This window comes from Vibrio sp. 10N.286.45.E10 (assembly GCF_002874195.2).
In the GTDB taxonomy this organism is placed as follows: Bacteria; Pseudomonadota; Gammaproteobacteria; order Enterobacterales; family Vibrionaceae; genus Vibrio; species Vibrio crassostreae.
Window position 1 is genome coordinate 209,451 of record NZ_MCWD02000001.1, and the last position, 13,917, is coordinate 223,367.

A 13,917-nucleotide genomic window follows, 5' to 3' on the forward strand; every position below is an offset into this window, starting at 1 on the left:
TCTAAAATAGTCGATGGATATCAATGAGATATACAAGGTGGATGTTAACGGGATTTAACATATACAACCGGGGGATTTTGAAAGCGCCAGAAAGCAGATAGAAAAAAGGCTAGCATCGAGTGCTAGCCAAATATAAAAGTTAGGAAGGGTGTTGCTTTTCCTCTAGGCTAACGTCATTGACGTTAGCCCGAGAAATATTATGCGGAAAGCATGAGTGAATCAGCTTTCGCTTCTAAGTTTGAGTTACCCATTAAGAAGTCATCAATAGCAATTGCACATTCACGACCTTCATTAATACAACGTACCACTAGAGACTGACCTGTACGCATATCACCAGCAGCGAAAACGCCTTTCTGGTTAGTTGCGTAACCTTCAGAAGCGACGTTACCGCGCTCGTCCAGTTTAATGTCTAGTTGAGCTAGCACACCTGTTGGCTCTGGGTGTAAGAAACCCATTGCTAGGAATGCCATATCACAAGGGATAACACGTTCTGTGTTCGCCACTTCATCAAAGCTTGGACGCTCACCTGGTTTCGCATCTTGCCAAACGATGTCAGCAATACGTAGACCCGTCACTTGACCTTGGTCGTTACCGATGAACTCTTTAGTCAAGATGTTCCAGTGACGTTCACAACCTTCCTCGTGAGAAGTCGTTGTTTTCATGATCATTGGGTATTGAGGCCAAGGCATATTTGCAGGGCGCTTCTCTGGTGGGATCGGCATGATCTCTACCTGAGTAATGCTTGCTGCTTTATGACGGTTTGAGGTACCTACACAGTCAGAACCAGTATCACCACCACCGATAACCACAATGTGCTTATCTTGAGCGTGAATCTCTTCTGTTTTGAGGTCTAGGTCGTTGGCACGACGGTTGTTTTGGCCAAGGAATTCCATCGCAAAATGAACGCCTTTTAGCTCACGACCTGGAATTGGTAGGTCACGAGGAACCGTAGAACCACCTGTTAGCAGGACTACATCAAACTCTTGACGTAGTTGCTGAGCGTTAACATCAACACCGATGTGTTGGTTCACTTTAAACTCAACGCCCGCTTCAGCCATTAGATTGATCTTACGATCAATCACGTCCATACCCAGTTTGAAGTCTGGGATTCCGAAACGCAGTAGGCCGCCAACTTTCTCGTCACGTTCAAATACTGTTACTGAGTGACCAGCACTGTTCAGCTGCTCAGCAGCGGCTAGGCCAGCAGGACCTGAACCGATAACAGCCACGGTTTTGCCTGTGCGAGAACGAGGTGTTTTAGGTTTTGCGTACCCTTCGCGGTACGCAGTTTCTACAATCGTTTTCTCGATATTACAGATAGTGATTGGGTCTTGGTTGATACCTAGTACACAAGCACTCTCACAAGGAGAAGGGCACACACGACCTGTAAATTCAGGGAAGTTATTGGTCGAGCTTAGGATGTTCCAAGCCTCTTCCCAGCTGTCACGGTAAACCGCGTCATTGAATTCTGGGATGATGTTACCAATCGGACAACCGCTGTGACAGAAAGGTACGCCACAGTCCATACAACGAGATGCTTGAGTATTGATCTTGTCACCAAACTCTTCGTTAAGTACGAACTCTTTGTTGTCTTCGATACGAACTGACGGGTCGAGCTTCTTTGGAAGCTCACGACCGTGTTCTAAAAATCCAGTAGGCTTACCCATTATACTGCCTCCACTTCTTCCGTTTGTGCCTGTTGTGCTTCAGCTTTACGCTTCTCAAGAACTGCTTTGTAGTCGCGTGGCATTACTTTAATTAGTGATGCAACACTTGCTTCAAAGTTGTCTAGGAAAGACTGAGCAACTTCACTTCCTGTGAATTCAACGTGCTTCGTTAGCATATCTAGTAGAAGATCTTTATCTTCTTGTTCAATTGGATCTAGGTCGACAAGTTCAGAGTTAAGCTTGGTTTCGAAGTCGCCCGCTTTATCCCAAACATAAGCGACACCGCCACTCATACCCGCAGCAAAGTTACGACCCGTTGAGCCAAGGATAATAGCAACACCGCCAGTCATGTATTCACAACCGTGGTCACCAACGCCTTCAACAACAACCTTCGCACCTGAGTTACGAACACAGAAACGTTCGCCAGCCATACCGCGAATGAAAGATTCACCTGAAGTCGCACCGTAGAAACATACGTTACCTACCACGATGTTATCTTCAGCAACGATAGATGATTTCGCATCTGGGTACAGTACCAAAGTACCGCCAGACAGACCTTTACCCCAGTAATCGTTCGCGTCGCCTTCTACTTCGAACTTAACGCCTTTCGCAAGGAAAGCACCGAAAGATTGGCCAGCACTACCGTGGAACTTAACGTTCATTGGCTGTGGTAAACCTTGGTCTTTGTAAACCTTCGAGATTTCGTTCGACAGCATGGTACCTGCAGAGCGGTCCGTGTTGATGATAGGGAAGCTTGCACTTACAGCTTCGCCTTTCTCAAGTGCAGGAATCGCAGCTTGAATCAACTTACGGTCTAGAACATCTTCTAGGTTGTGGTTTTGTTGTGTCTGGTTGTAGATACCATCTTCTTCACGCGCCTGCTCAATGTGCAGTACCGGCGTTAGATCTAGGTTCTTGTACTTCCAGTGACCGATGTCATCACGCACTTTCAGTTTGTGCGATTGACCCACCATCTCATCGATAGAGCGGAAGCCGAGCTCAGCCATTACTTCACGCAGGCCTTCTGCCATGTATTGGAAGAAAGTCACTACGTCTTCTACGCGGCCGTCGAAACGTTCACGCAGAGTCTTGTTCTGTGTTGCGATACCAACAGGACATGTATTCTTGTGACACTTACGCATCATGATACAGCCTTCAACAACCAATGCTGCTGTTGCTACGCCCCATTCTTCAGCACCAAGTAGTGTTGCTACTGCAAGGTCACGTGGTGTTTTCATCTGACCATCAGACTGAACAACGATACGGTTACGTAGGCCGTTTTTCAGTAGTGTTTGGTGCGTTTCTGCTAGACCCAGTTCCCAAGGCAGACCAGTGTGACGGATAGAAGACATCGGAGATGCACCCGTACCACCATCAAAACCTGCGATAAGTACCACGTCAGCTTTCGCTTTCGCTACACCAGATGCAATCGTACCTACGCCAGCTTCTGATACTAGCTTCACGTTTACACGGCCATTACGGTTCGCGTTTTTCAGATCGTAGATCAGCTGAGCCAAATCTTCGATTGAGTAGATATCGTGGTGTGGCGGTGGCGAGATAAGACCGACGCCCGGAGTCGAGTGACGCGTTGCGCCGATCCAGTCATCAACCTTATCACCAGGTAGTTGACCACCTTCGCCCGGTTTCGCACCTTGAGCCATCTTGATTTGTAGCTCATCAGCGTTAGATAGGTAGTAAGACGTTACACCAAAGCGACCAGAAGCCACCTGTTTGATTGCTGAACGTTCCCAGTCGCCGTTTTCTTTACGTTCGAAACGTGCTGGATCTTCACCACCTTCACCTGAGTTTGATTTCGCGCCAATGCGGTTCATCGCAACAGCCAGTGTTGAGTGAGCCTCATGCGAGATTGAACCAAAGCTCATTGCGCCAGTAGCAAAACGCTTAAGGATGTTCTCGATTGGTTCTACTTCTGCTAGAGGAATAGAGCCTGCAGGGTTTTTGATGAAGTCCAGTTGGCTACGTAGCGTTGCTGCGTTGTCGCCTTGGTCATCAACTGCTTTTGCGTACTTCTTGAACTGACCGTAATCTTTGTTACGCGTCGACTCTTGAAGTAGAGAAATCGTTTCAGGGTTGAACAGGTGCTTCTCACCACGTTGTTTCCACTGGTAAACACCACCGACATCAAGGATCTGAGCTGGGATTTCACGAGCTGGGTAACCAACACGGTGACGAACCAGTACTTCTCGCGCGATATCGTCGATCGTTAGACCTTGGATACGAGAAACAGTACCTGTGAAGTATTTTTCAACCACTGATTTGCTAACACCAAGTGCTTCAAAGATTTGTGCACCGTGGTAAGACTGCAGCGTAGAGATCCCCATCTTAGAGAAGATCTTAAGTAGACCGCCGTTAACACCTTTACGGTAGTTATCGAATAACTCACGTGGGTGTACGTTTGGATCTAGCTTCTTCGTACGTTGCAGTTCAACAATCGTTTCAATAACTAGGTATGGGTTAACTGCGTTCGCACCGTAACCGATAAGCGTTGCAAAGTGGTGTGTCTCACGAGCGTCGCCCGTTTCAACCACGATGTCACACTTAGCACGTAGACCTTTACGGATTAGGTGGTGGTGAACCGCGCCAACAGCCAGCATTGCTGGAATAGCGGCATGGTTAGAGTTAACCGCACGGTCAGTTAGTAGGATGATAGAGTAGCCATCAATCACTGCGTCTTCTGCGTATTGGCAGATACGCTTAAGTGCGCGCTCTAATTTACCTTGGTCGCCATTTGCTTGGAATACGATATCCAGCGTCTTCGCTTGAAGGTGCTCGTTATCGATTGCACGCAGTTTTTCTAACTCAGAGTTAGACAGTACTGGAGACTCAAGCTCTACTTTTTGACAGTGTTCAGGTGTTTCAGCAAGTAAGTTCTGATCTTTACCTAGGTAAGTGTTCAGAGACATAACCATACGCTCACGAATCGGGTCGATCGGCGGGTTGGTTACTTGTGCAAACAACTGTTTGAAGTAGTTTGAAAGGTGCTGTGATTGATGAGAAAGAATCGCTAGCGGCCAGTCAGCACCCATTGCAGAAAGTGGCTCGTAGCCTGTTTTCGCAAGAGGTAGAATGATTTCGTTGACTTCTTCAGAGCTCACACCAAACGATTGTTGTTTGTGGAGAAGTTTCTCTGGAGAAGGTTGACTAAATTCGTTGCTCGCATCTGGTAGCTTTTTCAAGCTCAGAAGGTTCTCTTCAACCCACTTTTCGTAGGGTTGTGCTTTAGCAATGCTGTCTTTCACTTCTTCATCAGAAATGATGCGGCCTTGCTCAAGGTCAGCAACAAAAATACGACCTGGTTGCAGGCGACCACGGTACTCAACGTTTTCAGGTGCAATCTCAACAACACCAGACTCAGACGCCATTACTAGGAAATCGTCTTTTGTTACTGTGTAGCGAGAAGGACGCAGACCGTTACGGTCTAGCGTTGCACCTACTTGAACACCATCGGTGAAACATACAGATGCTGGGCCATCCCATGGTTCCATTACGTTCGCGTGGTACTGGTAGAACGCACGACGAGTTGGGTCCATGTTTTTGTTTTCTTGCCATGCTTCCGGGATCATCATCATCAACGCATGTGGCAGAGTACGACCTGAAAGAACAAGTAGCTCAAGTGCCATATCGAAGTTTGATGAATCCGAACTACCTTCCTGACAGATAGGCAGTAGCATGTCGATTTCAGCTTGTGTAAACAGATCCGATTCTAGGATTGCTTCACGCGCTTTCATCCAGTTCAGGTTGCCGCGAACCGTATTGATTTCGCCATTATGCGCGATGTAACGGAAAGGCTGAGCTAGACGCCAACGTGGGAATGTATTGGTAGAGAAGCGAGAGTGTACCAGTGCTAGAGCTGTCACCATGGTTGGGTTTTGCAGGTCTAGGAAGTACTGAGGAACTTGTTCAGTTGTTAGCTGACCTTTGTACACCAATGTCTTGTAAGACATAGAGTTGATGTAGAAGTCATCACCGATATTTGAAACGCTTTCTAGGCATACACGAACCGTGTAGTTACGTAGAACATACAGTTTACGCTCAAGTTCTTCTGGTGTGATACCAGGGCCGCCAGAAATAAATACATGTTCAAATTGAGGTTCAGTGCTTAGTGGGTCAGCACCAATCATTGAATTGTCAGTTGGAAGTTCACGGTAACCGATCACTTCTAACTCAAGGCGTTGTGCATTGCGTTCTAGAATGTCACGACACTGTGCACGTTTGTGTTCATCTTTAGGGAAAAGTACAACACCAACACCATATTTTTCAAAAGATGGCAGCTTAATTCCAAGCTTTACGGCTTCTTCTAGTAAGAATTCGTGCGGCTTCTGTAGCAGGATACCTGCACCATCACCAGAACACGGATCGCAGCCTTGGCCGCCACGGTGTTCCATACGTGCAAGCATATCGAGTGCTTGAGTTACTACATCATGAGATTTGCGATTCTTTAGATGCGCAACAAAACCGATACCACAAGCGTCATGCTCCAATTCAGGAGTATACAGACCCTGTGAGTTCTGCTCTTGATCTACCATAGATACATCCTTCCAGTTAAATCTAGGCGCAACTTATTTGTATAAAGTCAGCCTTGTCCTTTTATATTTATGGGTCTAAACCTGCCTATGCTGGCGGTTTGAATCCTTTCCGTATCTCGCAGGAAAAGTATTGCGAGAAAAACAATCCTTAGTGATACCTGTTTATTTTTAACCACAAACTAGTGGTTTATATAGGTGGGAGTTAGATATCACCGACTTATTAGCAAGTTTTCGTTGTAAGTAAATACTCAAAAATAGCCAATATGTGTAAGTATCCTACAATTTTGTCTAGGCGAATTGCAATGAAAGTTGACCCATGTAGACCATTTTTTTCGTTTTATTTTGAATTTAATGCCTAACAAATGTGCAACATTAGGCAAATAGAGCCGATTTTTTGCATGTTTATTGATATTTGTTAGGTTGCTCGCAAAAAGCCTTGAGTAAACTAATTGGTCGAATTTTGCAGGGATGTAATTTTTTTTCAAAAAAAGACTGATATTCATTCTTATTTACTTGAGTGCTTTGAAAATATGCAATTACACGAGTTGGTCAATACTATCGGCCAAGACCTTCAACGCCGTTATGGCGAGAAAGTCCACAAGCTGACGCTTCACGGTGGTTTCAGCTGCCCAAACCGAGACGGGACCATTGGTCGTGGAGGTTGTACGTTTTGTAACGTGGCTTCCTTTGCCGATGAACAAACTCAAATTCAAAGTATTGCTGACCAGTTAAAAGATCGCGCGGGTGAGATTGCTCGTGCCAAGAAGTATCTGGCTTACTTTCAGGCGTACACCAGCACTTATGCTGAGGTACAAGTGCTTAAGAATATGTATGAAGAGGCGTTAAAAGCACCTGGTGCAGAGATCGTCGGCCTTTGTGTTGGCACAAGACCAGACTGCGTGCCTGATGCGGTGTTGGATCTGTTAGCGGGTTACGTTAAACAAGGCTATGAGATTTGGCTCGAGCTTGGCCTGCAAACCGCCAATGATAAAACCCTCAAGCGAATTAACCGCGGACACGACTTTGCGGTGTATGAAACGATCACCCAGCGTGCACGCGCTTTAGGCATCAAGGTGTGTACCCACCTGATTGTTGGTCTACCAAAAGAGACTAAGCCGGATAACCTTGAAACCTTAGACAAGGTATTAGCGGTTGGCACTGATGGTATTAAGCTGCACGGCCTGCATATAGTAGAGGGCAGTAACATGGCTAAGGCGTGGAAAGCCGGAAAGCTAGAAGCCCCAAGCCTTGAAGAGTACATCGATATCGCGAGTGAGATCATTCAACGCACGCCTGCGGACGTGGTTTATCACCGTGTTTCTTCAGCGGCGAGACGGCCAACGTTACTTTCTCCTTTATGGTGTGAGAACCGCTGGTTAGCGATGACTGAAATAGGCCGTTCGCTCGATAAAACCGGTGCTCAAGGCATCAAAACTGGCTCTGCATTCGAGTACACGTTGCCTGTTTTAAACGCAGCCAATTAATAGAAATGGGTGACTGTAGGTAACAGCAGATAAAACCAACAAATAGTGGTAACATTTCCCTCACAGATTTTATGGTATAGATTGAGAGCAGATGGAACTGGTAATGACTTGGTTGTGGGACAGGGCGTATGGCTACGGTATTTATATCGTTGTTGTATTGCTGATTGCTCTCATCTGCTGGCATCTCTATTCTCGTTATCAATCGCATATCGAAACGCTTCTACTTGCTACCCCGTCGCCACTCTACTTTGTTGATGTTCGAAGTGGCGAAATACTCTATGCCAATCGCCAAGCAATGCAGTTGCTTGGTATTCGACAAATTGGTGTTAACTTTCGATTCCCTACCGTTGAAAGCGAGAATAGCTTTCGCCACTACTTAACCAATCACATCAACTCTCGAGCCTTCGAGCAGGTCTCCCTGTGGGCGCTTTCTGAATTTGAGTCGTTTAAGATCAACTTAGTCGGTCGTAAGGTTCATTTTAGAAATAAGCAGGCTTGGATGATTCATGCTTCACCTTATAAGAATACTAACGAAGAAATGTCCCAAGAAGTTCGAGAGTTGAATGTTGCTCGTACCGCTTTGGATTCTTTGTCTGAGTTGATCTACGTGAAAGATCAGAAAGATCAGTTAGTGACGAGTAATCGCTCGTTTAAAAAGTTTTGGCATGGTCGTGCTGAAGAGGGCACCCTGAGTGTTTCTGGTGGAGTATTAAAAGGTCGTGTAAGTGAACGCTCTTGGACTACAGATCAAGATGGAAAAAGCTGCTTGCTTGAAACCTACCAAAGTGTCTTGCTCTCACAAGATGGATCAACCATAGGTACGCTCTCTATTAGCCATGATGTGACCGATTGGCATGACATGCAGCAGCAGCTTCGTGGCGAAATGGAGAAGCGAAAAGATACCGAAGTGGCACTTGCGCAGCGTGACACCATCTTGCAAAACATCTTGGAGGCCAGCCCAGACTCGATTGGCATCTTTAATGAAAACATGGTTTATCAAGCGTGTAATAAGCCATTTGTGGCTGCGCTAGGTATCTCTGAAGTGAGTGACTTGATCGGTAAACGCTTACAAGATGTGGTGCCACATAGTATCTATACGCGAATATCAGAAACCGATCATCAAGTGCTTCATCAAAGTAAATCGCTGCGTTATATCGACAAAGTGGTCTCAAGTGATGGAGCATTTACTTGGTATGATGTAGTCAAATCACCGTTTAGAGATCCAGCATCGAGCACTAATGGTGTGTTGATCATGGCGCGTGATATTACAGAGCGTTATCTAGCAGAACAAAAGCTTGAAGAAGCCAACCTTGAACTTGAACGCCTCAGCTTTATGGATAGCCTGACTAAAGTTTCTAACCGACGTCGTTTCGATGAACAGCTCTCGACACTGTGGCATTATCATGTGCGTGAGAAGTTACCGCTGACGATCATGCTGTGTGACATCGATTTCTTTAAAGGCTACAACGACTATTACGGACACCAGCAAGGTGATGATGCCTTGGTCCAAGTTTCTCAGGCATTTAAGCAGGTGTTGAATCGTTCATCGGACTGTGTAGCTCGTTATGGTGGTGAAGAATTCGGCTTTATTCTGCCGAATACAACGACCGAAGGTGCTCAGCTGGTGGCGCAGCGTATTCATGACGAAGTCCTAAAGTTGGAACTTGCGCATGAGAAGTCGACGGTCTCTGAATTCATCACCGTGAGTATTGGTATTGTCTCTTACATTCCGAAACCTGATGACGAGATGGAGTCGGCCGTTGCTTTGGCTGACAGTGCTCTGTATCAAGCAAAGTCTGACGGTCGAAACCGTTCTATGGTGCACCCATCCTCAATTTGCTAACTCTATAAAATCGGTGATTTTCCCACCTTCGTCTGTTTTGGTTGTTCGGTATTTATATTAATTGGATTAACCTTCGATATTGCCGCTGATCTCTTGCTGCGTGTGATGTAGCTAGCTTACCTCCTATCTTCAAACAGGGTAGAATGTTGCTAGTCTTATCGCATGGAGCGTTAAATGAAACCCATGAAAAATCTTGCCCAGTATTACGTGGATCTACTCGTAAAGCTGGGGATTGTCCGCTTTTCTATCTTACTCGCCCTAGCGCTTGTTGCCCTCGCTGTTGTTGTGCAAGTCGGTATCACCCTCGCACTCAAAGGTAATGTTGATGATATCGATATTGTCCGTTCAGTTTTCTTTGGTTTAGTGATAACGCCTTGGGCGGTTTACTTCCTATCTGTAGTCGTTGATCAGCTGGAAGAGTCTCGTCAAAGGTTAGCGAAACTGGTCTCTAAACTTGGCGACATGCGTGAGCGAGACCAAGAGCTCAACAATAAACTGCAGCTCAATATTGAGAAGCTTAATCAAGAAATTGAAGAGCGTGAAAAAGCGGAAGAAGCGCGTGCAGAAGCGATGCACGACCTTGAGAACGAGGTGTTTCAACGTGAGCGAACTCAGCTTGAACTTGCAGAACGTACGGCACTGCTACGTTCATTTATTGATGCTTCTCCTGACCTTATTTACTATCGTAATGAAGATGGTGTGTTCTCTGGTTGTAACCGTGCTGTAGAAGAGCTCACCGGCAAAACAGAAAAAGAGCTGGTTGGTTTGACTCCTTGGGATGTCTACAGTAAAGAGGTAGCCCAGCAAGTTGTTGAAACCGATAAGAAAGTCTTTTCTGATAACCAAGCGCTGACCTATGACCAATGGCTTGAATACCCTGACGGACGTAAGAGTTACTTCGAACTGCGTAAAGTTCCTTTCTATAGCAAAGATGGCCGTCACTTGGGTTTAGTCGGTTTTGGTCGCGATATTACTGAACGTAAAGAGCATCAAGAGTCGTTAGAAAAAGCTAGCCGCGATAAGACCACCTTTATCTCAACCATTAGCCACGAGTTAAGAACACCGCTCAATGGCATCATCGGCTTGAGCCGCATGTTGTTGGATAGCCAACTAACGACCGAGCAGCGTAAGCAGATGCAAACCATTAAGGTAAGCGCAGTGACATTGGGTAATATCTTTAACGATATTATCGACATGGATAAGTTCGACCGCCGTAAGCTTGAGCTCTTCCCAACCCCTATCAATTTTGAAGATTTCGTTGTCGAGATCGAGAGTATTTCTGCGTTAATGGCAGAGCAGAAAGGACTAAGGTTCGATCTAGAAAGATTGTCTGATCTTCCAGCTGCTGTTGAGGTGGATGGTACTCGTCTTAGACAGGTATTGTGGAACCTTGTCAGCAACGCGATGAAGTTCACCAAAGATGGTGGTGTGGTGATGACAGTCAGCGCCGACATTGATGGCGACTTTGCCAACATAACGATGGAAGTAGAAGACACCGGGATTGGTATCCCTGAAAGTGAAATCGAGAAGATCTTCGCGATGTACTATCAGGTGAAATCGGGCACGGACAACTTGCACGCTGTCGGCACGGGCATTGGCCTCGCGGTCTCACAGCAGCTGATCAATATGATGGATGGCCACATTGAAGTCACCAGTGAAGAGGGCTTTGGTAGCACCTTTACGGTTTCGATTCGAGTTCCAGTGAATCACGATACTCAGGCACTGATCAAAACGCCAAGAAAGCAGTCAAATCTTAAGATCTTCATGGTTGAAGATATTGAACTCAATATCACAGTGGCTCGCTCTCTACTTGAAAGTCTGGGTCATGAGGTGACCGTAGTAATGACGGGTAAAGAGGCTCAGATTGCTTTCAACCCGGAAGACTATGACTTGGTACTGTTAGATATCCAACTGCCAGACATGACAGGTTTCGATATTGCTCAATACTACCGCGAGAAATACAGCCAACTACCGCCTTTGGTGGCATTAACTGCCAACGTGTTAAGCAACAAGCAAGAGTATTTCCAGAAAGGCATGGACGAAGCGATCAGCAAACCTTTGTCAGTTCGAGCTATTCAAGATGTCATCAGCGAGCTGATCGAAGATGCGCCAGAGGTAATTGAGAAAGTAGCGGGTACGGAGAAGGTTGAAAGCATTGAGAAAGTCGACGCCACTAAGTCTGTTCTTTCAGCTATTGATACCACTTTGCTTGATATTGATATGCTAGAGTCTTATGTTGACATTGTTGGACCAAAACCGGTTTTGGATAGCATCGTGATGTTTGAAGATATGATGCCGGAGTATATGGAAATATTGAACTCCAACATGGTCGCGAAAGATAAAGCCAGTATCGTTTCTGAAGCACATAAAATTAAAGGTGCAGCAGGTTCTATCGGCCTGAAACGCATTCAACAAGTTGCTCAGAAAGCTCAATCTCCTGACCTACCAGCTTGGTGGGAAAACATTTCAGATTGGGTCGATGAGATTAATAACGAATACCAGAATGACATTGAAGTCTTAAAGAGTTGGTTAAATCAAAGGTAGAAGAAGAATGAAAAAATTAGCATTCGCCGCATGTGTAGTGGCATTAGCGGGTTGTTCTACGCCCCAAGTAGAATGGCAGCAAGATAATCAAGTAGAAGTATCTGCAGCAACAGTCACAATGAAAAGCAACCTTTGGCACAACAAGATGCCAACGATTGGAGAGACCCAAGATAAGACTCTGCATGGTGCAATCTACCTAGAGTCAGACTCACAACTGCCAGCAACGCTTGCGGTTGAGAGTGTTACCGTTAAACAGGGTGCAGACACCTTATTGGTAACAGCTGACGATCTTGATTTAAGAACACATAGCGAAACTCAATGGGAAGTCGCTTTTGTGTGGCAACTAGAGATCGACAGCGACAAGCCTGTTGATGTGGCGGTTGAACTGAAAGATGGTGAAACCGTGAAGTGGCTAGTAGAGAAAGACGTTAAGGTTGATACGGTTTACTAAACCTTAGCGAACAATGAACAACAAAAAAGGGAGAATGCGTTGGCATTCTCCCTTTTTAATAACTATTGATTGCGCTTCTACTGTTCAAACACTAAGTGCTAAACGACTCGAAACGCGAATCGAATTAGTCTTCTAGGTCACCACAAAAGCGGTAGCCTTCACCGTGAATCGTTGCGATGATTTCTGGCGTACCAGAAACAGATTCAAAGTGCTTACGAATACGACGGATTGTTACGTCTACAGTACGATCGTGTGGCTTAAGCTCACGACCAGTCATCTTCTTAAGAAGGTCTGCACGTGTTTGGATCTTACCTGGGTTCTCACAGAAGTGAAGTAGAGCACGGAACTCTGAACGAGGTAGCTTGTAGCCTTCGCCATCTGGGCTAACCAGAGAACGACTGTTGATATCTAGTACCCAACCGTTGAACTCATACTTTTCAACGCTACGCTTTTCTTCTTGAACAGAGCTTGTGCTCATTGAACGGTTAAGAAGGTTGCGTGCACGGATAGTCAGTTCACGAGGGTTGAAAGGCTTCGTGATGTAGTCATCAGCGCCGATCTCTAGGCCAAGGATCTTATCAACTTCATTATCACGACCAGTTAAGAACATAAGCGCTACGTTTGCTTGCTCACGTAGTTCACGCGCAAGTAGTAGGCCATTCTTACCTGGAAGGTTGATGTCCATAATTACAAGGTTAACTTGGTTGTCAGATAGCACTTGGTGCATCTCTTCACCGTCGCTAGCCTCAAAAACAGCATATCCCTCTGCTTCAAAAATACTCTTTAGAGTGTTACGAGTTACTTGCTCATCTTCAACGATAAGAATCTGCGGGGTTTGCATTTGGCGGTACCTAAATTTGTGACGAAACTGTGCTAATAGAATAAATTCTAGGCAAAAACATAACATACAGGTAATGTATTTTTGATGATAACTTAAAGTTTTCAAAAAAACACTTACTTCCAGCTATCTGCCTTCCTTGAAGTATTGCCCAATAACGTAGATCCAGTACGCCTTTCAATCATTCTTTTAGTGATTGGAGAGGATTCTATAATGTTAACAGCATGCTAACAACGCGAGAATGTTAATTCCATTCACTTTGTTGATTTACATCAATTGCCGTATCGCAACAAACTTTAATAGTATGGCTACAACTTAACCAATGTTATGGTGATTATTTAGCACCAAAACAAGAATGATTATTCGAGATGTTTCGCACATCTTGCCTGCTAAAGACCGGATTATGAACCAAGGAAGCTGAAAGCTGTCCTAAGAGTCTAGTAGATAAATATGCTCAATCAACTTTTATTGAGTAATAAATTGAGCATAGAACAATGAAAACAAAGGATTAATTTTAATAACATATAAAAGCATAGAGGTTAG

General features: G+C 45.3%; 7 protein-coding genes and 1 pseudogene. 4 read left to right on the forward strand and 4 right to left on the reverse strand.

Annotation, left to right across the window (positions count from 1 at the left end; all coding sequences use genetic code 11):
* Window positions 1–197: 197 nt before the first annotated feature.
* On the reverse strand, window positions 198–1,667 hold the full coding sequence (locus BCU34_RS00855) for a glutamate synthase subunit beta (protein WP_048658042.1): 1,470 nt from the start codon (window positions 1,665–1,667) through the stop codon (window positions 198–200).
* Window positions 1,667–6,214 carry a glutamate synthase large subunit gene (gene gltB, locus BCU34_RS00860; protein ID WP_048658043.1) on the reverse strand — a complete coding sequence of 1,516 codons (4,548 nt, stop codon included), beginning with the start codon at window positions 6,212–6,214 and terminating at the stop codon, window positions 1,667–1,669. Before gltB ends, BCU34_RS00855 begins: the two co-directional genes overlap by 1 nt.
* A gap of 530 nt (window positions 6,215–6,744) precedes the next feature.
* Between gltB and BCU34_RS00865 the strand changes: the two genes are divergently transcribed.
* From BCU34_RS00865 to BCU34_RS00880, 4 genes are all read left to right on the forward strand, one after another.
* Window positions 6,745–7,698: a TIGR01212 family radical SAM protein gene (locus BCU34_RS00865; protein WP_102478684.1), complete on the forward strand. Its 954-nt coding sequence runs from the start codon at window positions 6,745–6,747 to the stop codon at window positions 7,696–7,698.
* A gap of 91 nt (window positions 7,699–7,789) precedes the next feature.
* The gene (locus BCU34_RS00870; protein ID WP_102432150.1) at window positions 7,790–9,541 is read left to right on the forward strand and encodes a diguanylate cyclase domain-containing protein; all 1,752 of its coding nucleotides are present in this window, start codon (window positions 7,790–7,792) and stop codon (window positions 9,539–9,541) included.
* A 174-nt stretch (window positions 9,542–9,715) separates the two neighbouring features.
* Complete coding sequence (gene arcB / locus BCU34_RS00875) at window positions 9,716–12,085, forward strand: aerobic respiration two-component sensor histidine kinase ArcB (protein ID WP_102478685.1); 2,370 nt, start codon at window positions 9,716–9,718, stop codon at window positions 12,083–12,085.
* A gap of 7 nt (window positions 12,086–12,092) precedes the next feature.
* Window positions 12,093–12,536: a hypothetical protein gene (locus BCU34_RS00880; protein WP_048658047.1), complete on the forward strand. Its 444-nt coding sequence runs from the start codon at window positions 12,093–12,095 to the stop codon at window positions 12,534–12,536.
* Window positions 12,537–12,660: 124 nt separating this feature from the next.
* On the opposite strand, the gene arcA is transcribed toward BCU34_RS00880, so the two are convergent.
* A complete protein-coding gene (gene arcA / locus BCU34_RS00885) occupies window positions 12,661–13,377 on the reverse strand; it encodes a two-component system response regulator ArcA (RefSeq protein ID WP_004741534.1) in 717 nt (238 codons plus the stop codon).
* A gap of 429 nt (window positions 13,378–13,806) precedes the next feature.
* Window positions 13,807–13,908: pseudogene (locus BCU34_RS00890) on the reverse strand (ribonuclease activity regulator protein RraA); the annotation flags it as partial.
* Window positions 13,909–13,917: the final 9 nt, after the last annotated feature.